15 protein-coding genes and 2 pseudogenes are annotated in these 20,457 nt (G+C 61.6%); 7 read left to right on the top strand and 10 right to left on the bottom strand.

What is annotated here, in order from left to right; genetic code table 11:
* Nucleotides 1-8: 8 nt before the first annotated feature.
* The gene (locus tag NKI85_RS13705; protein WP_352776820.1) at nt 9-527 is read left to right on the top strand and encodes a YybH family protein; all 519 of its coding nucleotides are present in this window, start codon (nt 9-11) and stop codon (nt 525-527) included.
* Entirely contained in the window at nt 473-1,735 is a 1,263-nt protein-coding gene (locus NKI85_RS13700; RefSeq protein WP_352776819.1) for an NADPH:quinone reductase, read from the top strand. The genes NKI85_RS13705 and NKI85_RS13700 overlap by 55 nt, the downstream gene beginning before the upstream one ends.
* Before the next feature lie 147 nt (nt 1,736-1,882).
* Here NKI85_RS13700 and NKI85_RS13695 read toward each other — a convergent pair.
* Nucleotides 1,883-2,819 (bottom strand): annotated as a pseudogene (locus NKI85_RS13695) (IS630 family transposase).
* A 653-nt stretch (nt 2,820-3,472) separates the two neighbouring features.
* Here NKI85_RS13695 and NKI85_RS13690 point away from each other — a divergent pair.
* Nucleotides 3,473-4,276: a fumarylacetoacetate hydrolase family protein gene (locus tag NKI85_RS13690; RefSeq protein ID WP_352527349.1), complete on the top strand. Its 804-nt coding sequence runs from the start codon at nt 3,473-3,475 to the stop codon at nt 4,274-4,276.
* A 626-nt stretch (nt 4,277-4,902) separates the two neighbouring features.
* Here NKI85_RS13690 and NKI85_RS13685 read toward each other — a convergent pair.
* Nucleotides 4,903-5,604: an alpha/beta hydrolase gene (locus tag NKI85_RS13685; RefSeq protein WP_352527348.1), complete on the bottom strand. Its 702-nt coding sequence runs from the start codon at nt 5,602-5,604 to the stop codon at nt 4,903-4,905.
* A gap of 189 nt (nt 5,605-5,793) precedes the next feature.
* Between NKI85_RS13685 and NKI85_RS13680 the strand changes: the two genes are divergently transcribed.
* The gene (locus NKI85_RS13680) at nt 5,794-7,344 is read left to right on the top strand and encodes a winged helix-turn-helix domain-containing protein (protein ID WP_352527347.1); all 1,551 of its coding nucleotides are present in this window, start codon (nt 5,794-5,796) and stop codon (nt 7,342-7,344) included.
* A 671-nt stretch (nt 7,345-8,015) separates the two neighbouring features.
* Here NKI85_RS13680 and NKI85_RS13675 read toward each other — a convergent pair.
* The 8 genes and pseudogenes from NKI85_RS13675 to iolG form a co-directional block, all read right to left on the bottom strand.
* Nucleotides 8,016-9,142 (bottom strand): annotated as a pseudogene (locus tag NKI85_RS13675) (Gfo/Idh/MocA family protein).
* 82 nt (nt 9,143-9,224) lie between these two features.
* On the bottom strand, nt 9,225-10,229 hold the full coding sequence (locus NKI85_RS13670) for a substrate-binding domain-containing protein (RefSeq protein WP_352527346.1): 1,005 nt from the start codon (nt 10,227-10,229) through the stop codon (nt 9,225-9,227).
* A 62-nt stretch (nt 10,230-10,291) separates the two neighbouring features.
* A complete protein-coding gene (locus NKI85_RS13665) occupies nt 10,292-11,383 on the bottom strand; it encodes an ABC transporter permease (RefSeq protein ID WP_352527345.1) in 1,092 nt (363 codons plus the stop codon).
* Nucleotides 11,373-12,113, bottom strand: coding sequence for an ATP-binding cassette domain-containing protein (locus NKI85_RS13660; RefSeq protein WP_352527344.1), 741 nt, complete (start codon nt 12,111-12,113; stop codon nt 11,373-11,375). The genes NKI85_RS13665 and NKI85_RS13660 overlap by 11 nt, the downstream gene beginning before the upstream one ends.
* Before the next feature lie 275 nt (nt 12,114-12,388).
* Nucleotides 12,389-13,375 (bottom strand): hydroxyacid dehydrogenase, encoded by a 987-nt coding sequence (locus NKI85_RS13655; protein WP_352776818.1) that lies wholly within the window; start codon nt 13,373-13,375, stop codon nt 12,389-12,391.
* Complete coding sequence (locus NKI85_RS13650) at nt 13,375-14,187, bottom strand: HpcH/HpaI aldolase family protein (RefSeq protein ID WP_352527342.1); 813 nt, start codon at nt 14,185-14,187, stop codon at nt 13,375-13,377. Before NKI85_RS13650 ends, NKI85_RS13655 begins: the two co-directional genes overlap by 1 nt.
* Nucleotides 14,188-14,199: 12 nt before the next feature.
* A complete protein-coding gene (locus tag NKI85_RS13645; protein ID WP_352527341.1) occupies nt 14,200-15,636 on the bottom strand; it encodes an NAD-dependent succinate-semialdehyde dehydrogenase in 1,437 nt (478 codons plus the stop codon).
* Complete coding sequence (gene iolG, locus NKI85_RS13640) at nt 15,629-16,648, bottom strand: inositol 2-dehydrogenase (RefSeq protein ID WP_352527340.1); 1,020 nt, start codon at nt 16,646-16,648, stop codon at nt 15,629-15,631. Before iolG ends, NKI85_RS13645 begins: the two co-directional genes overlap by 8 nt.
* Before the next feature lie 108 nt (nt 16,649-16,756).
* On the opposite strand from iolG, the gene iolD reads away from it, so the two are divergent.
* The 3 genes from iolD to NKI85_RS13625 all read left to right on the top strand — a co-directional run bounded on the left by iolD (nt 16,757) and on the right by NKI85_RS13625 (nt 20,446).
* A complete protein-coding gene (gene iolD, locus NKI85_RS13635) occupies nt 16,757-18,601 on the top strand; it encodes a 3D-(3,5/4)-trihydroxycyclohexane-1,2-dione acylhydrolase (decyclizing) (protein ID WP_502896094.1) in 1,845 nt (614 codons plus the stop codon).
* A 127-nt stretch (nt 18,602-18,728) separates the two neighbouring features.
* On the top strand, nt 18,729-19,634 hold the full coding sequence (gene iolE / locus NKI85_RS13630) for a myo-inosose-2 dehydratase (RefSeq protein WP_352527338.1): 906 nt from the start codon (nt 18,729-18,731) through the stop codon (nt 19,632-19,634).
* Nucleotides 19,631-20,446, top strand: a complete 816-nt coding sequence (locus NKI85_RS13625) for an SDR family oxidoreductase (protein ID WP_352494519.1) — start codon at nt 19,631-19,633, stop codon at nt 20,444-20,446. The genes iolE and NKI85_RS13625 overlap by 4 nt, the downstream gene beginning before the upstream one ends.
* The last annotated feature ends 11 nt before the right edge of the window (nt 20,447-20,457 follow it).

Raw genomic sequence — 20,457 nt, 5'->3', positions numbered from 1 at the left:
AACGGGATGTGTTCTCGGGCGAGCGGCAACAGGAGAGAATGATGTCTATAATCCTTCGCAAGAACCTAGCAGCGCTGGCACTTGCTGTGCTTCCTCTGATCGTGCTGGCGGCGCCAGCCAAGTCAAACGAACCGGTCAAAGCCGCCATAACGCAACAGCTTCAAAGCTACGAGCAGGCGCTTAACAACTCCGACGCCAAAGCTGTCGTGAAGCTTTACACGGACGATAGTGTGTTGATGCCGCAAGAGACCCCAACCGTCGTGGGCATCAAGGCAGTCGAGCAATTCTACGTTGCGACGTTCCAGGCGATCGACATCAACCTCCATTTCCAGATCGCCGAGATCCAGGTCGTTTCTGATGAATGGGCGTTTTTGCGAACGACATCCGCTGGCACCATGAAGATTCACGCCACCGGCAACGAAGTTCCGTCGCACAATCAGGAACTGTTTGTGTTGCACAAGGAGGTCGGGGCGTGGAAGCTCGCTCGCTACAGCTTCTCTTCCACCCTTCCGCCAGCGCAACGCTGATCGTCGGGAGACTTTCGGTGACTTCGCGAGCGGGTCCGAACAGTCTGTTTGATGAAAGCAGGCTCCTGATCATCGTCGGCGATCAGACACGGATCATCGCCGACGCCCGCGTGGAGAACCGGGCCGCTCGTTCAATCCGGCAGCTCACCGCCAAACGAAACACTACTTCGCGAGGAACGACGATGCGTGCAGCCTGGTATGAAAAGCACGGCTCCGCCCGAGATGTGCTTGTGGTCGGCGAGATGATTGACCCCGAGCCAACCGATGGTGAAGTTCGTATTCGCTTGGCCGTATCGGGGATCAATCCCGGCGATATGAAGAAACGGTCCGGCTGGCAGGGCGCGCCGATGCGCTATGCCCGGGTGATTCCGCACAGCGACGGCGCCGGCGTCATCGACGCCGTCGGCGCGGGCGTGTCACCAGACCGCATCGGACAGCATGTCTGGTGCTATGGCGCCCAATCCTATCGGCCGTTCGGGACGGCGGCCGAGTTGGTTGTGGTGCGTGCGGAGTTCGCAGTGCCCTTGCCATTCTCGGCGCGCAATGCGAGCGAAGTGGAGCTGGCAGAGCAGGCCGCATGTCTGGGGATCGCCGGTATCACCGCGCATAGGGCGATCTTCGCCGACGGCTCCGTCGCGGGACTTAGCGTGCTCGTTCACGGCGCGGCCGGCGGCGTTGGCTCGATCGCTGTGCAACTGGCCCGCCGAGATGGGGCCCAAGTCATCGCGATTGTCCGTGACCAGGCGCAGGTGAACGCGGTCGGCGAAATCGGCGCGCATCATGCGTTCCTCGCCGATGACCCAGACCTTGTCGCCCACATCCGCCAGGCAGCACCCGATGGCGTGCATCGAATAGCGGAGGTCGACCTTGCGTCGCATATTGAGGTCGACGCCGCGGTCATCGCTGTCGGCGGGGTGATCAGCGCCTACTATTCGTCACAGGATCGCCCGGCAATCCCGTACTGGCAGCTCGGCTTCGCCAATGTTACGCTTCGATTGCTCGGCAGCGACGACTTCAACCCGTCGGTCAAAGCGCAGGCCACCCGCGAACTCACCGACGCGCTGATAGACGGATCGCTGCGTGTGAACATCGCGGCCCGATTTCCTCTCGCAGAAATCGCGCATGCACACGAACTCCTTGAACAAGGCGCGGGCGGTCGTGTGCTTATCCAGCTTGCCGAGCGAAATTTCGCAACGTGCGAGCTCTAACAGAATTCCCTATCGCGACAGCGCCTAATCGCAGGACGTGCGCCGTCCCCACCGCAGAGTTGCTCGCGGTTCGCGGACCCGCTCCCATCAACAACGGCTCCGGATCGCCGCTCACGTAGCGATAACCGAGCCGCGGACTAGAGCCTTTCACGTTTTGATGGAAGCGTAGCCGGCGTTTGCGAAGTAGTTGTTGCATTCGGTTGCCTCGATCGTTTCAACGAGGTGGCCGATGTGGCGCCAAGTGTCCTCGACGGTACGTTTCTGAGCTTGGCGCATCCAGTGTTTGATTTTGGCAAAGGCCTGCTCGATCGGATTGAGGTCTGGGGAGTAGGGCGGTAGGTACCAAAGCCTGGCGCCGGCCGCCTTGATCATCTGCCTGATGGCCGCCGACTTATGACTTCCCAGATTATCCATGACGACGATGTCGCCGGGTTTCAGCACGGTGATGAGCTGCTGCTCGACATAGGCGCGGAAGCATTGGCCGTTGATTGGCCCGTCGAAGACGCAAGGTGCCGCGAGCCTATCGCAGCGCAGCGCGCCGAGGAAGCGTGCGCCAGTGGCCGTGCGGGGCCAAGCCGCGCAGCCGTTCGCCCTTCGGCCCCCAACCGCGCAGCGGAGCCATGTTGGTCTTGATCCAGGTCTCGTCGATGAAGACCAGATGCTGCGGATCGAGGCCGGCCTGCCAAGAGCGCCATCGCTGACGCCTGCGGGCAATATCAGCGCGCGCCTGCTCAAGGGCGAACAGCGTTTTTTTTGAAGCTCAGGCCCTCGCGCCTCAAGAACATCCAGACCGCGTTGTGCGAGACCTTGACCCCGCGTGCGGCCAACTCATCCTTCAGACCATGCAGTGTCAGATGCGGCGTCTCACGCACACGCGCCTCGATGAAGGCACGGTGCGGCTCCAGCACCCTCTTGCGATGTCCGCCCATCTTGCCAGGCGCAACCGAGCCAGTCGCCCGATGGCGCTGCAACAACTTCACCGCCGCGAAATGCCGAACCGTTTCGCGGCCGACCGGCGGCTCTCGCCACCCAAAACCGCCGCTACAACACGTTCGCGAAGATCATCCGAAAGAGGTCGCGTCATCCGATGCTGGCCTCCACTCCAGCCAGCATCTTGAATCACAAAACCGACTGATCCGGAATCCCCTTCGATTCCGTCAAATCAGGAACCGCTCTAAGCCAGGATACAATCGGACACCGTAGTTCGGCTGGCGAGCGCCGCCTGCCAGCGGCGGCTCACGAGACCTGTCGGCGGCCCCATCGCAAGAATGAAAATGGAAGTGAAGCAGAACTTTCGTGTGCAGTTTTGCACACGCACTCCAATAACTGATTGAGTTTATTCGCTTATATGTCCAATCCACCAATAGACGCGGTTAAGCTGTGTTAGACTGGACCGGCTTGCCCGAGCCTCGGTCAAGCCCTGCGTTCTTGGTTGGGCGGACTCTCCGATTTCTATCCGGCCATATCCTCAAACACTACTCACCATGGTTGACGCCTTCCATCTTCGGGCAACTGATCCCATCATTTCCGTATGGCCGCATGTTTGAGAATTCGGGAGCGTTGTCATGCATGATTGGATCGCTTGGATCGCATCGCCAAGCGGATCTGCCCCAAGAGCGCTACACTCGGAGGCACGCACGGTGGCGATAGCTGGCGATATGGATGGAGAACTCGACGGATGAGAGAAATGCCTAACTGCCGAGGAAGTCTCTGACCGTTATCGCGGGGGCGTCTCGGTTGGAACACTGCGAAAGACGCGCTCAGCTCAATCGCAGCGCCCATGTCACCGACATTGCCGGCAAGGCGCTTGACCCGGCATCGCTCGAGACATTGTCGAAGCTCGATCCGAAATCGCTGCCGGCGGTTTCCGGCAAGCCGCGGATCGGCGCCTGCGTTGCCGGCACCGGCAAGTTCATCTGCATCGGCCTGAACTATTCCGACCATGCCGCCGAGACCGGCGCCACCGTGCCGCCGGAGCCGATCATCTTCATGAAGGCAAGCTCGGCTATTGTCGGGCCGAATGACGACGTGCTGATCCCGCGCGGCTCGGTCAAGACCGACTGGGAAGTCGAACTCGGCGTGGTCATCGGCAGAAAAGCCAAATATGTCGGCGAGGCCGAGGCGCTGGATTATGTTGCCGGCTATTGCGTCTCGCACGACGTCTCCGAGCGCGCCTTCCAGGCCGAGCGCCAAGGCCAGTGGACCAAGGGCAAGTCCTGCGACACGTTCGGGCCGATCGGCCCGTGGCTGGTGACCAAGGACGAGGTCAAGGACCCGCAGAACATCCCGATGTGGCTGACGGTCAACGGCAAGACGATGCAGAACGGCTCGACCAAGACCATGGTCTTCGGCGTCGCTTATCTCGTCTCCTATCTCAGCCAGTTCATGTCGCTGCACCCGGGCGACATCATCTCGACCGGCACGCCGCCCGGCGTCGGCCTCGGCATGAAGCCGCCGGTCTTCCTGAAGCCCGGCGACGTGGTCGAGCTCGGCATTGAAGGGCTTGGCCAGCAGAAGCAGACGTTCCGGGGGGACGTGTAGAGGCTCTCCCCGTTTTTGAGACCTTGCGTCATTCGACGAGAGCAGATCATCCGATGCTGGCGTTCGCAGGGCTCTGTCGCTTTCAGCTCATATTCTCAACCGGGCAAGTTCTTAGCCGGCCAAGTGTCGGAAACCTCATAGCCGGTGGAGAACGGATCGGTTGGATCAAGCATGTGCTGGCCATGATGGACGGCAACGTCATCACAGCGCGGCGGACAGTGGCGACCTCGGCGCTCGCGGCGCGTGCCTTTCGCGCGAGGACTCGCGAAAACCGCTCGTCCTCGGCTCAGGCCGCGTCGCCAGCCCTATACCGGAGGCATATCGCGCCGTTCGTCCAATTGCCGAGGGATAGGATATCAATCCGGAGAGTGCGGACTGCATGGTTGCCGATTTGATCAACCGGGGCATGGCGCATGGCTCTCCCCTGGGATCCATGTTGACCTGATTGGAGGCTTCACACCAGCCGTCGGCTCGGGCCTTGCGGATCTTGTCGCAGCAAAATTGGTGCATTGCTCGCTCTGATGCAGCCAACAGCTGTCAGGTCCTGGTGCATCCGGTCGTTCGGCCGGCCTAGCGGTCCCAGGCGCCGCCAGGCGCCCAGGCAGCCCATCAAGGGTGATGCGCGTTCAGTGTTTGCCGACGCCGGCGGCCGCCTGTTTGATGAGGCTTGCGACAGCTGCAGGATCGGAGACGTAGACGGCGTGACTGCCAGGCGCCTCCACCGTCGTTGCCTGCGCCCGGTTCGCCATGTTGCGCTGCGCCGGCGGCGGGATCATCCTGTCGTCGGTGGCGACAAGGTACCAGCTGGGCTTTACCCTCCAGGCCGGAGCAGTGACCTTGCCTTCGAGCGCCGCCACGCCCCACGGAACCTGCGAATCCGCCATGAAGGAGGCGAGCCCGGGCCGGACATCGGCTGCGAACGAGGCTGCAAACTTGGCCTTGTCGAGCATCAGGAAGCCGTCGACGGGCGGCAGGATCGGCGGCACCGACGCTCCGGGCGGCGGGTTGGCGATCAAGGTCGAGACCGACTCGCCGGCGTCCGGCGCGAAGGCTGCGATATAAACGACACCTGCCACCTTCGCATCTGTGCCGGCCTCAGACACCACGACGCCGCCATAGGAGTGGCCGACCAGGATGACATCGCCCGGAGCGGCGGCGATGGCACGCTTGGTGACGGCGACATCGTCGGCGAGCGAAGTGGTCGGGTTCTGGACGATGGTCACGTCATAGCCGTCCTTCTTGAGGATCTGATAGACCCCGTCCCAGCCGGATCCATCGACGAAGCCGCCATGCACGAGGACGACGGACTTTGCTGCAGTGTTCGACATTTGAGTTCTCCTTTTTCGAAAACATTGGTTGAAGAGTTTGTTGCAAGAGGACTATGCGGCAAGGCGAAGTGGCGCGCTTTGACGCGGCCTTCAGGACCTCTTGATTTTGCATTGAGATCGCTTTGATTTTGCGTCAACGACGCGGTTAGAGTGTACGTCTGTTTGCAGCGTGGTCTGGAGCGAGTAATTTTGCCGTATCTTTTTGAGGATTTTGCTCTGGACTGCGATCGGCGCGAACTGCGTCGCGGCAACGACCTGATCGCCGTCGAGCCGCAAGTGTTCGACCTGCTGCAATATCTCATCCGCAATCGCGAACGGGTGGTCAGCAAGGATGACCTGGTCGATGCGGTCTGGCAGGGGCGCATCGTCTCGGACGCCACGCTCGCCAGCCGCGTCAACGCCGCCCGCAATGCACTCCACGACAGTGGCGATGAGCAGCGCCTGATCCGCACCATTCTACGCAGGGGCTTTCGCTTCGTCGGCACCGTGCTCGAGGAGGCCGGCACCGAGGCGACGACACGGGTGGAGCAACCGAAGCCTGCCTCGGGGATTCCCGCCCGTCCCTCCATCGCCGTGCTGGCCTTCGTGAACCTGAGCGGCGATCCGGATCAGGACTATTTTGCCGACGGCATGGTCGAGGACATTATCACGGGTCTGTCGCGCATAAGGTGGCTGTTCGTCATCGCGCGGAACTCCAGCTTTACCTACAAGGGCCGCGCGGTGGACGTGAAGCAGGTCGGCCACGAGCTCGGCGTGCGCTACGTGCTGGAAGGCAGCGTGCGCAAGGTGGGAAGCCGCGTGCGCATTACCGGCCAGCTCATCGACGCGGAGGACGGCAGCCATTTGTGGGCCGAACGCTATGACCGCGACCTGACCGACGTCTTCGCGCTGCAGGACGAAATCACCGTCAGCGTCATCGCGGCAATAGAGCCCAATTTGCGCCGGGCCGAGATCGAACGCGTCAGGCGCCAGCGCCCCGACAGTCTCGACGCTTATGATCTCCTGCTTCGCGCACTGCCTGATGTCTACACCTTCATGCCGCAAGGTGCCGCCAAGGGTCTGCCCCTGCTGAACCAGGCTTTAGCCATCGAGCCGACCTATGCTCTTGCCCATGGCTTTGCCGCCTGGGCGCATCAGACCCTATTTGTGCGCGGCGGCATGGACGCGGAGAACCGCGAGAAGTCGATCCGCCATGCCCATGCGGCGATCGAGCACGGTCCGGGCGACGCGATGGCGCTCGCTCTGGCCGGCTTCACCATCGGCCTCGTGGAGCATGACCGCAGGCTGGCCGACGAGGCGTTTACAGAGGCTTTGGCGCTCAGTGCTTCCTGCGCCTTCGTCTATGCCTTTGGCTGCGTGCCGGTGGCCTATGGCGGCGACGCGGCGCGCGCGATCGATTGGTGCGAGCGGGCAATGCGGCTGAGCCCCCTCGACGCCATGAGCTGCGTGCCGCAAGGCATCATCGGGTTCGGTAATTTCCTCTCCGGCCGGCACGAACAGGCCGTCGCGGCCGGCCGAAGGGCGGTGGAACTGAACCCCGGCTTCAGCATCCTGCACGGATGGTTGGCGGCACCACTTGCCAGGCTTGGGCGGCTCGACGAGGCAAAAGCGGCGGCCACGCGACTTTTGTCGCTCGACCCGCAATTCACCATCAGGCGCTGGTCTGCCGCCGTCGGAATTGCGCCTGAGATAATCGATGACGTCACCGACGCCATGCGGATGGCTGGCTTGCCGGCATAAGGGCGCACGCCGGGTCGCCGAGCGAACGCTGCTTGTGCGAGCAACGCGAATTCAGGCTTTGCGATCATCCAACGCGGCGTGGTGCCGGTCAAAAGCGGCGGACTACAAATTGCAGGCGATCTGAAACCCTCGGATGACTTTCTGGCCCGCACTAGATCCGTGGGCCAGCCTAATGGATTTCGCCTGGTCCCCAGGGCGATAGAAGGCTGGCTGGCTCGCCATTTCAACCTCAACCCTTCGATTTTCCGCTAGGGCGCCCCCCGCCTCCGCAGCGATGGCGGCGCCGTATCCATCCCAGGGGCCCGCAGTGTTCGCGGGGAATTCACCAGTGCGGACGAATTTCAGGAAGGCGCCGTTCTGACGGCGATAGGCCTCGGCATGGCGACCTCTCCAATCCGTATCATGATGAGTGACGTACTGTAGGCCTGAATCGACCATCGGTCAGAACATACTTTGCGCCAACACGGTCCGCCAAATGACGTGCCCGTTTCTCCGAGCATCGCAGATCACCTGCAGCGTCGCCCCGGAAGATCCTCGGCGAAGATGCTGGCATGGTCATTTCCCATGATCCCGGCACCGACAACGGCAAGCCGAATTGACATGAAAGGGCTCCAGTTGCTGTTGCTATCACCGAGCGGGCCCCGCTGGCCTTCGGCAGCACGGAGCAGCACCTATGCGCTGACGTCGATCCACGCTCCCTCGCCGGAGGACCTTCTTGCGTCCTCAAGGAGGGCCTGGATACGCGCGCCGGACCGGAAATTCATCGGCTCTGGCGCTCCTCCGGAAATAGCTTTCACGAAGTTCGCTATCTCAATGGCCTTGAGATCATTGAAACCCAGCTGATGGCCGGGGGCGACACAGAACAGACCGTAGGGGTCATGGTCCGGACCGGCTTCGATGCGCCTGAAACCACGACGTCCAGCTCGGTCCGCGACGCTGTAGAAGTGCAACTCGTTGAAACGCTCCTGCGAGAAGACCAGCGCGCCCGCGGTGCCGTACACCTCGAAATCGTGCTGCATCTTACGGCCCGTGGCGATCCAGTTGGCCTCGATGGTGCCCGATGCACCGTTTTCGAATCGGACGAACATCCGGGACAGATCGTCGACCTCTACATCGCGTCTGCCGCCGGTGCCGTCGGGGCGCGAACCTATCACCGTGACGCAATCGCTCAACACCGGCTTATCGGGCCAAGAAGATATTCCGCTGTGGCAAGCGCGTGGCTGCCAAGGTCTGCGAGGGCACCGCCGCCGGCTGGATCGTGGCGGAACGTAAATGGGCTTTCCGGATCCGCCATATAGTCCTCGGCATGGATACCGCGGTAACTCCAGATTTCGCCAAGCTCACCGTTCCGGATCATGTCACGCGCAAGGCGCAGCATCGGGTTGCAAAGATAGTTGAAGCCGACCTGCGTGCGCACCCCAGCCTGTTTGGCCGCTTTGGCCATCTCCCATGCGTCGCTCGCCAGCGGTGCGAGGGGCTTTTCACAGTAGACGTGTTTGCCGGCACCGATGGCTGCGAGCGCCATTTCCTTGTGAAAGGCATTCGGAGCGGTGATGTCTATCAGGTCGATTTCGGGATCTGAAATGAGCGTGCGCCAGTCGCCGCTCGACCGAGCAAAGCCTAGCGCTCGCGACGCCTTGGCTGCGATGTCGTCAGAGCGGTCGGCGATGGTATGAAGGACAATCTCAAATGGTAGATCAAACACACGTTGCGCGGTTGCGAAGCCGAACACGTGGGCCTTGCCCATGAAGCCAGAGCCGATCAGCCCAATCCGTAGTTTAGGTCTGTCTGCTGTCATGCTTCCACGCTTCAGAAGGTGTAAGTTTGCAACGGGGTCGGTCGCGGAATAGGAGGCGGGATTTCTCCCGCCCCTTTCATGGTTACTTCGCGATGCAGGTGTCGGCCGTCTCCGGCGTGCAGACGTCAAGTCCGGTGTAGGTCGGATCCGTCGGAGCCGGCTTGCCGTCCTTCATGTCCTTGAGCGCGAACATGGTCTTGTAGCCCATTTCGAAGGGACGCTGACCTACCTGGCCGAGAGAGTACCCTTCCTTCATCTGTTCAATCTGCGTGGGCAAGGTATCGGCAACGACCAGCGCCAGTTCCTTCTTGGCGATCTTGTCCTTGTACGGCTCGACCGCAGCGCGGTTGGCGTCCGGCACAAATTGCGGGAAGCCGCCGGTCGGCACGAATGCGTCAAGGTTCGGCATCTTCGCCATGTAGTCCTGGAACTGCTGCACCGACAGCGGGAAATCATCGTTGGTGTACAGCGGGCAGCCGGGCGCCTCGGTCCAGCCGTTCTGACTGGTCAGGGGATCGCCCGGCGAGGCGGCCGACTTGGTCCCGGAGAGCGTGTCGCGGATGCCTTGCATGCGCTCGTTATGGTTTGCCGCTGCCGCGCCGCCGGACTGGATGCAGATGGTGCCACCTTTCGGCTTGATCGTCTGCACGATCTTGGCGAGGTTCACGCCGATCTCGTAGTTGTGCGTTCCGACATAGGCGGCGCGCAGATCCTTGTTCTCGGGCAGCACGTCCGCGTCCCAGGTCAGCACGGGAATACCAGCTTCCTTCGCGGCCTGCAGTGCGACGGCCATGGCTGCCGCGTTCGCCGGTGCAACGGCGATGCCATCGACCTTCTTGGCAACCAGATCCTGCACGATCTGAACCTGTTCCTCACCGCCACCGTGCTCGCCGGGTCCGATGTACATGCACTCGAATGCGCCGTTGGACTCGGCCTCTGCCTTCTTGCAGCCATCACGAGCCTGGTCGAAATAGGGGTTGTTCATGTTCTTCGGCACCAGCGCGAATACGAGTTTCTGCTGGGCGTAGGCCTGCCCCGCCGTCAGGGCGGACGCGGCAACCGCAGCCGCCAAAAGATATTTCTTCATCGATGTTCCTCCGTTTGTTGTGTTCACCTCAGGATATTCCACCGGCATAAGCCGGCAGAGCTCTAGCCACGCTTGATGGTGAAGAAGGACTTCAGCGATCTGCCGGACGTCCCCATGCCAAGAAGCACGGCGAGAATGATGAAGATGCCAACGAAGGCACCCTGCCAGTTGGAATCGATGCCTGCCATCAGCAGGGCGTTGCGGACGACCTCGAGGAAGGCCGATCCGATAACCGCGCCGAACGCGGTGCCATAGCCGCCCATCAGGCTGGCGCCGCCGATCACGGTGCCGGCGATGACGCGCAACTCGTAACCTGTTCCCACCGCATTGATCGCCGAGCCGCTGTAACCGAGCAGGAGCAAGGATGCGATCGAGGCGCAGAAGGACGAGAAAACATAAGCCTGGAACTTGATCCGATCGACGGGCACGCCCGTCATGCGTGCCGCATTCTCGTTACCGCCGATCGCGAACAGATGGCGGGCCCACGCGGTGAAGATGAACACCCAGCCGAGGGCTAGCGCCATGATCACCATCACCCAGAAATGGGACGAGAACTGCGGTATCCAGCTAGGAGCCCATCCCTCCAGCGAGTGCACCGGCCACTTTGCCTGGCCGATGGCTTTCACGATCGGGGCGTCAGGCCCAAACTGATAGAGCATTTGGTTGCCTGACAGCACCACCGCCAGCGAACGCGCTATCGACAGCATGCCAAGCGTGACCACGAAGGACGGCATGCCGATATAGGCGACGAAAAAGCCGTTGAACGACCCGCAGGCAACTCCAGCGAGAAGGCCGGAGGCGAACGCCACGTACCAAGGATAATGCCAGGTCAGTAGAAGACCGGCCACGATGGCCACGAGGCCCATGACTGACCCAACGGAAAGATCGATCCCGCCCGTAATCAACACCACGGTCATGCCCAGGCCCATGATGGCGATCAGCGCGAAATTCCGGGTGATGTTGGTTGCATTTTCGGCTGTGCCGAAGCTCGGTTCCAACATGGTCATAAACGCGACAAGGAGGAAGAGCGCGACCGAGACCCAGAAGGCCTGGCTACTTCTCAACTTCTGAAGCGCAGTTTGTTCCATGATGCCGACGACGTCGGCAATCGAGGCGTGGCTTTCCTGGATCGCTTCGGGTTGACTAGGCTGCACGGATCGCTCCCGTGATTAGTCCGGTGATTTCTTCCGGAGATGTCTGAACGGTGGGTTTGTCGGCAACCTTGGTGCCGCGCCGTAGAACGACGATACGATCGCAGACGGCAAAAACGTCTGGCATGCGGTGGCTAATCAGGATCACCGCGACACCGCCCGCTTTCATGCGCCGGATCAATTCCAGGACCTCAGCAACTTGGCGCACGGAAATCGCAGCGGTCGGTTCGTCCATAATGACGAGTCTGGCGTTGGACAAACGGGTCCGTGAAATCGCAATTGCCTGGCGCTGACCGCCCGACATTTTTTTTACGAGATCGCGTGGCCGCGTTTCTGACTTCAGTTCGCCGAACAACTCCGCGGAGCGATCGATCATCGCCTGCTTATCTAGAATCCGGAAAGGCCAGACACCCTTTTTGAGTTCTCGACCCAGGAACACGTTCTGCGCAGCGGTTAGATTGTCCGCCAGTGCGAGATCCTGATACACGACCTCGATCCCCTCGGCGCGAGCATCGAGCGGCTTGTGGAAGTGGCAGGCCTTGCCGCCGACTCTGATCTGCCCTTCGGTCGGGGGAAAATTTCCCGAAATCAGTTTGACCATTGTCGATTTTCCGGCGCCGTTGTCGCCCATCAGGCCGGCCACTTCACCGGGTTCGATCGAAAAGCTGACGTCTGACAGCGCGCGGATTGCCCCGAAGCTTTTGCCAACGCCCTGCACTTCAAGCAAAGACACGTGGTCATCCTCCCATGGACACGGCGGCTCTTGGAGTCTCGCCTCGCCTCATTCTGCAATGGATATTGCGTATGAAGTTCTTGTGCAACAATGCTTATTGCAGAGTTTTATAATTTGCAACAACTATTTTCTATGCGGATTAACTAGCTGTTTTTGATAAGATATTTTTCGGCGCAGCTTGGTGCGAAATCGAAATCTGATGATTGCCGGGATGGCAGCATCGCTTTGTTGCAATGTTTCTTGTGGCGCCGGACTGACAGACCTTTGTGCGGCTTTCAATGGCCGTTCAACGACGCGGGTTGGCCCTCCAGCTCTTTGCCGTTGACCACCAGCGCCGGGTCGATCCTGCTCTCAAAGAAATCGAGCACGTTCTGCACCGCCGACATGGCCATCCGTTCACCGCATTCGATTGTGAGGCCGGCAATATGAGGCGACAGGATCACCTGATCGCATAAGAGGAGTGGATTGTCGGAAGCGGGCGGTTCCTCGTCGAAGACATCGAGGCCGGCGGTCGCCACCTTGCCGGACTGAAGGGCTGCAAGAAGTGCCCTTTCGTCAACTACGCCGCCGCGCGCTGTGTTCACGAGCCAGGCTCCCGGCTTCATGAGGGAAAACTCGTGCTCGCCGATAACAGGTTTATCGCCCTTGGGCGCATGCACGGAAATGGCATCCGCCCATCGAAGGGCCGACGCCAGATCGGAGACGGTTTTCGCAGGGCCTTCCGGCCATCCGATTTTTTCGAGATACGGATCGTAGGCGGCGATCTCCATGGAAAAGGCAGCCGCCATCTTCGCGAGATGCCGGCCGATGCGGCCGTAGCCTAGAATCAGCAGACGCTTGCCGGCCAGTTCCGAAGCTTCCAGCCTGTTTCGCCAATTCCAGGCGCCCTCGCGAACTGACTGGTCCCCGCGCACAGCATGCTTGGCACAGGCAAGGAGCATCATCATGGCGTGCTCGGCGACAGATATGGAATTGACGTCTCCGACGACGGCGAGCGTGATGCCGCGCTTGTTGAGGGACGGCAAATCAACAGAGTCGTAGCCGACACCGTGACGGGACACGATCCGGAGCCTGCGCCCCATCTCGACGGTCGCGGCCGAGAGAGGCTGTGTGCGGATCACCAATCCATCGGCCCTGTCGATCAGGTGGGCATAGCTTGGCTCCGACACTTCCTCGACATAGTCGTAGGTGACGCCGGCGGCATGATCGAGCAACGCGATTCCAGCCGGGTGCAGCTTCCCGGCAACCAGAACATGCGGCATCAGTACCCTCCCTTGGAACCGGCGCTGACGCTTGATCCGCCCGTGAGTTCCCTGAACTTTTTGACGTTCGCTTCCGCCGCACCGGCCAGCATGCGCACGTCGTTGGAGACGGTGGTCATGTTGTAGCCCCACCCGATCGCACGCGCCGCGTAAGCCGGAGTTCCACAGTGCAATCCCGCGGCTATGCCGGCTTTTTTGCAGGCCGCCACGATATGCTGGATGGCCTCGATCATCTCCGGTTCTTCGCGGTCGAAGGCAGGCGGCAAGCGGCCCTGGGTCATGCCGAGGGTCAGGTCGGCCGGACCAACGTAGATCCCGTCCAGTCCAGGGGTCGAAGCGATCGCGTCGAGATTGTCCATCGCCTCGGCCGTCTCAACCATGGCAAAGGCAAGTATCTCGCCATTGGATTCAGAAGCGTAATTGGCACCGGCCGCGAAATTCACACGTGTCGGACCAAAGCTTCGGCTGCCGAGTGGCGGATAGCGCACGTAGCTAACAAACTCGGCCGCCTGTTCGGCGGTATTCACCATCGGACAGATGACGCCGTAAGCACCTGCGTCGAGCACTTTCATGATGATGCCTGGCTCCAGCCAAGGCACCCTGACGAGCGGCACCGTAGCGGAGGCACGCATCGCCTGGAGTATTGGCAGCAGGCCGCTGTAATCGAGCGCTCCATGTTGGAGGTCGACGCCGATGCAGTCGTAACCTTGCGCCGCCATGATCTCGGCGGTGAAACTGTTGCCGATCGAAAGCCAGCCATTGATGGTCGGCTTCCCATCGGCCCAAAGCTGCTTGAGCCTGTTCTTGATCATGAAAAACGCTCCTTAGAATACGATTTGAGCCAGCTTGGTATCGAGATAGTCCCGGATACCTTCCGCGCCGCCTTCCCGGCCCATGCCGGAATGGTTGGTCCCGCCGAACGGCGCCTCGGAAGCCGCTAGCGCAAAGCTGTTGATGCCGACCATTCCGGCCTTGAGCGTCGCGACAACTCTGCGGGCGCGCCCCGCATCCCGGGTGAAGGCATAGGCAGAAAGCCCCATCTTCGAGGCGTTTGCCCGACCCAGGACCTCCTCTTCGGACGAGAAACGGGTGATGGCCGCGATCGGACCAAAATTCTCCTCGGCAAACACGGTCATGTCGTCAGCAACATCGGTAAGGACCGTCGGCTCAAAGAAATGACCGGCGTTGAACGCCGGCGAGCGGCGGCCGCCTGCGGCAATCCTGGCACCGGCCTTTTCCGCGTCGGTAACGATTTGTTCGATTTCGTCGGTCCTCCTGGCATTGATCAAGGGGCCCATCTGCACCGTCGGATCGAGCCCATCACCCAGCTTCAGGGCCTTCGCCCGCGTGACGAACCCGTCGACGAAAGCATCATGGACCTTTTCGTGGATGAAAAAGCGGTCTGGCGTGACGCAAACCTGCCCGGCATTGGCGAACTTCGTGGGCACGGACACGTTGAGCGCGCTTTCGATATCCGCGTCGTCGAAGACGATGAGAGGCGCGTTACCGCCAAGCTCCATCGACACCTTCTTCACCGTATCGGCTGCGTCGCGCAGCATTTGCTGCCCGACCCGTGTAGACCCGGTCAGCGAAACCTTGCGCACAAGCGCCGACGCCATCAGCGGCACGTAGGTTGTGGCCGTGGACCCGACGAGAAGACCGACCGTGCCTGGGGGGAGCCTGCCCGCACGCAGGCAGTCGATCATCACCATCGCGACCCCTGGCGTCTGGCTCGAAGGCCGAAGGATGGCCGAACAACCGGCGGCAAGCGCCGGGGCGACCTTGCGGGCGACGAGCGCGGCCGGAAAATTCCATGCCGTAAAGGCCGCCACGACGCCGATCGGCTCATGCAGCACTTCGAAGCGACCTCCGGGGACACGGCTCTCGACGATACGGCCATAAACACGCCGAGCCTCCTCGGCGTACCACCGGAACTGATCCGTCGCCAGAACCCACTCGCGTTCGGATTGGGCAATGGGCTTGCCCGTCTCCAGCGTAATCATGCGGGCGGCTTCGTCCTTGCGCCGGCCCATTTCGTCGGCGATAGCGTGAAGCGCGTCGGCGCGCTCGAACGCGCTCTTTGCTCGCCAGGCAGAAAGGCCACGTTCGGCGGCCGCCAAGGCAGATTGTGTATCGTCCAGCGTCGCGGTTGGAGTGTCGCCCAGTGAGCGTTCGGTGACGGGACTGGCTACGGTCGCCGTGCTTCGGTCGGAAGCGGCGCGCCATTCACCGTCGATGAAAAGTCCGTATTTGTCATACATTGCCGTCACCGATCTCGCTGGTGCTGACCACCCGACGCTCTGCGACAGATTTGATCGCTGCTTCGGCGAGGACCAGCGCAAGGCGTCCGTCCTCGAATACGACCGACGGCTGGCGTCCATTTTCGATGGCGTCGACGAAGTCGTCGATTTCAGCGTTGAACGCTTCCCTATATCGCTCGATAAAGAAGTGAAGGTATGGCTGCGCCCGATCGCTCAGCCCATCGGCATAGATACGGGCCTCATGCGCGCGTCGGTTCTCGGAAATCGCCATGCCGGCCGATCCGAAAGCCTCGACGCGCTGATCGTATCCATAGACCGCGCGTCGTGAGTTGTTGATGATGCACTGCTTGCCGCTGGCGGTGCGCAAAACCACGGTCACCGTATCCCAGTCATTCGTCTCGGCCATCAGGTCCGGGTCGACCAGCCGGCTGCCGGTCGCAAAGACCTCAACGGGCTCTTCACCGAGCATGAAGCGAGCCATGTCAAAATCGTGGATTGTCATGTCGCGAAATATGCCGCCGGACACGCGTGTGTAGGCAGCTGGCGCCATGCCAGGATCCCGCGACGTGATGATCACCTGGTGGAGCTCGCCGAGCTCGCCACTCTGGATGGCCGCCCGCACCGCAGCATGCCCGGGATCGAAGCGGCGGACGAAGCCAATCATGATGGGCAGCTTGCTTCCACGGATGTTTGCGGCACAGCGATCGACACGCATCAGGTCAAGGTCGATGGGCTTCTCGCACAACACTGGCTTTCCGGCCGCCACTGCCCGCTCAATGTAGTCGACATGGGTATCGGTGGCCGTCGCGATCAACACGGCGTCCACATCGTCCGTGTCAAACATGGCGTCGGCCGAGTCCAACGCGGGAAGGCCGAGCATGGCTGACACTTCGTCGGCGGCGGCGCGATTGACGTCATACACCGCCGCCAGTTTCGTTCGTGGGTGTGCAGCGATATTGGCCGCATGCATGCGCCCGATGCGCCCGCAACCGAGCACGCCAATTCTCAGCATTGCATTCCTCCGCAACAATATTTTTGCAATGATCGTTGCAAAGAGGTTGATTTGTCAATGGCTATTTCGTAATAGTCTGCACAACGGAAATTCGCTAGGGAGGTAGTGATGACGAAGACCATTCGTCTGACCATGACGCAGGCGCTTGTGCGCTATCTGAGCAATCAGTTCACCATCGTCGACGGCAGCAAGGTTCCGCTGTTTGCGGGCGTGTTCGCCATTTTCGGTCACGGCAATGTCACGTGCCTGTCCGAGGCCCTGGAGGCCGCGCAGGACGTCCTTCCCACATGGCGCGGCCAGAATGAGCAGTCGATGGCACTGGCCGCGATCGGGTTCGCGAAGGCGAAGCGCCGGCGCCAGATCATGATCGCCGCCACCTCCATAGGCCCGGGGGCTCTGAACATGGTGACCGCCGCGGGCGTCGCCCATTCAAACCGGCTTCCGGTACTGATGCTGGCCGGCGACACCTTTGTCAGCCGCCGGCCCGATCCGGTCATGCAGCAGGTCGAGCACTTCGGCGATCCTACAGTCAACGTCAACGACGCGTTCAAGGCGGTGACTCGCTACTGGGACCGCATTGTCCATCCCGAACAGATCGTTTCCTCGCTGCCCCAGGCGGTCGCGGTTCTGCTTGATCCGGCCGACTGCGGGCCAGCTTTCATCGCCCTCCCGCAAGACGTGCAGGAAGTCGCTTGGGATTATCCCGAGTCCTTCTTCGAACCCACGGTCCATGCGATTCCGCGCCCCCGGCCGGATCGCGCGCGTCTCGAAGAAGCGGTGCGTCTTCTCAAGGCGGCAAAGCGTCCGCTGATCATTTCAGGCGGCGGCGTGCGTTACTCCGGTGCGGAGGCCGCTCTTGCGAAATTCGCCGAGGCGCGCGGTATTCCGCTTGCCGAAACCATCGCCGGCAAGGGCACGGTGACGCACGACCATCCTGCCCATATCGGGCCCATTGGCATCGTCGGCTCGACATCGGCGAACGCGCTTGCGGGTGAGGCCGATGTGATCCTGGCCGTCGGCACGCGGCTCATGGACTTCACGACGGGATCGTGGAGTGCGTTCAGCCCCGACGCCAAATTCGTCTCGATCAACGCCGCGCGGTGGGATGCCACGAAGCACCGGGCTCTCGCCGTGGTCGGCGATGCGCTGGAAACCATCAACGAGGTCGAGGCCGCGCTCGGTGACTGGAAAGCCGAAAGCGGCTGGACCGAAAAGGGCAAGGTCGAATTTGCCAACTGGAACACCGCGCTCGACGGATTCCAGAAGCCTACGAATGACCCGGTTCCGACCTACGCGCAGGTCGTCGGCGTGGTCAACGCGAAGGCCGGCGAACGGGATCTGCTGATCACCGCGGCGGGCGGGCTTCCCGGGGAAGTCATGAAGAACTGGCGCGTGAAGGAGCCGAACACGTTCGACTGCGAGTTCGGATTTTCCTGCATGGGCTATGAGATCTCGGCCGGATGGGGTGCGGCGATGGCGGATCCGACCCGCACGCCGATCGTGATGATTGGCGACGGCACCTACATGATGATGAATTCCGACGTCTACTCATCGGTTCTCGTCGGCCACAAGATGATCCTGATCGTCTGTGACAATGGCGGCTATGCGGTGATCAACCGGCTGCAGAATGCCAAGGGCGGCGCGTCCTTCAACAACATGATCAAGGATTGCCGGGTCAAGGAGCCGTTTTCGGTCGACTTTGCAAAACACGCCGAGGCCATGGGCGCCCTCACGCGGCGGGTTGAGAGCCTTGCGGATCTCGGCCAGGCTGTGGAGTGGGCCAAAGGGACGGATCGCACCACGGTGATCACCATCGTCTCCGATGGCTATACCTGGACACCCGGCGACGCCTGGTGGGATGTCGGCGTGCCGCAGGTCAGCGAGCGGGCCGAGGTGCGCGAGGCCCATTCGGTTCAAGCCGAAGGCCGCAAACGGCAGCGCATAGGAGTCTAGGTTTTTCGGACGCCCCCCGGGGCGTCCTCTGCCGGAACGATGCCACACTCCCTGAGCATTGTTCCGGCAGTTTTTTTCGCGGCGCCAAAAGTTGGCGGCGGCAGCTGGAATGATGATGGAGATCAAGATGAGAGCCAAGCTTGGCATCGCGCCGATCGCCTGGTGGAACGATGACCTCGCCGAATTGAGCGACGACGTTTCGCTGGAGGAGTGTCTGCGGCAGGCCCGCGAGGCCGGCTTCACCGGCATGGAGACCGGTCGCCGTTTCCCGATGGACGCGGCGGTGCTCGAACCCACTCTGAGGCAGCACGGTATGAGCGTCTGCGGCGGCTGGTTCTCCGGTCTGCTGCTTGACGGCGATATCGAAGCGGAGAAAGACCGCATCGCGCAGCAGATGCAGCTCTTCAAGGCCGTCGATGCCCCCTGCATCGTCTACGGCGAAACGGCAGGCACCATACAGGGTGATCGCTCCGCGCCGCTTTCCACCAAGCGGCGGCTCTCGGAAGACGAGATCAGAATCTATGGTCGCAAGATGACTGCCTTCGCCGAATGGTGTTCGGGCGAGGGCATGCCGATTTCCTACCACCACCACATGGCCGCGCCGATCGAGACCGAGGAAGAGCTCGACTTCCTGATGAAGCATTCCGGCGAGGGTCTGGCCCTGCTCTACGATGCCGGCCACATGGCCTTTGCCGGCGGCGACGTGCTGCGGGTGGTCGACAAGCACCACGCCCGCATTTCGCATGTACACACCAAGGATATCCGCCAGGCAGTCGTAGACGGGCTCGACCGCACCCGGGAAAGTTTTCTCGACGCGGTGGTCAAGGGAGCCTTCACCGTGCCCGGCGACGGCTCGCTCGACTTCGAGGCGATCATCAAGCGCTTGGCGAGCCACGGCTACGAAGGCTGGTTCGTCGTTGAAGCCGAGCAGGATCCCGTCAAAAGCCCGCCGCTCGAAATGGCGAAGATAGGTCACAAGGAATTGCTGCGCGTCATGGCCGCGGCTGGCTACACAGTGGAGGACAAGGCATGAACCGGATGGATGGTAAGATCTGCGTCGTCACCGGATCGACGCAAGGACTGGGCGCGGCTATCGCTCGCCAGCTCGCCCGAGCCGGAGCCGCTGGCCTCGTCACACTTGGTCGTAACGAAACCAAGGGCCGCGCGGTGGCCGCAGACATTTCGCACGCCACGGGCGTGCCCGTGCACTATGTCAACGCCGATCTTGGCAATGTCGAGGATTGCCGCCGCGTGATCGCGGAAGCGGAGCGCGTTTTCGGAAGAATCGACGTGCTGGTCAATGCCGGTGCCCGGACGGACCGAGGCACGATCCTCGACACGTCGCCAGAATTGTTCGACGCCCTGTTCGCCGTGAATGTACGCGGACCTTATTTCCTCATGCAGGAAGCCATCCGGCACATGATCGGCCATGGCATCGAGGGTGCGATCTGCAACATCGGCTCGATTTCGCAGCAGGCCGGCCAGCCGTTCATCAACGTCTACTGCGCCACCAAGGCGGCACTGGCGACACTGACCCGCAACACGGCATTTTCCGTCATGAAGAACCGCATCCGCGTCAACCAGCTGGATATCGGCTGGATGGCGTCCGACCACGAGCGGGAATTGCAGGCGAGCGAGAAGGGCGATCCCGACTGGGAAGCGAAAGCCGTTGCACACCTGCCCTTCGGACGCCTGATCGACCCCCGCGAGGCGGCACGAGCGGTCAACTTTCTCGTTTCGGACGATGCGGGTCTCATGACGGGTGCGGTGGTGGATTACGACCAGACCGTGCTTGGCGCCGCACCCGGTCCCATGGCCGTGCCTGAGAAGGCGATGGCGCTCTGAAGCCATTGGAA

Source organism: Mesorhizobium sp. M0571 (assembly GCF_040320985.1).
Taxonomy (GTDB): domain Bacteria; phylum Pseudomonadota; class Alphaproteobacteria; order Rhizobiales; family Rhizobiaceae; genus Mesorhizobium.
Note: the sequence above shows the minus strand (reverse complement) of the source record. Positions and strands in the feature narration are given on the sequence as shown.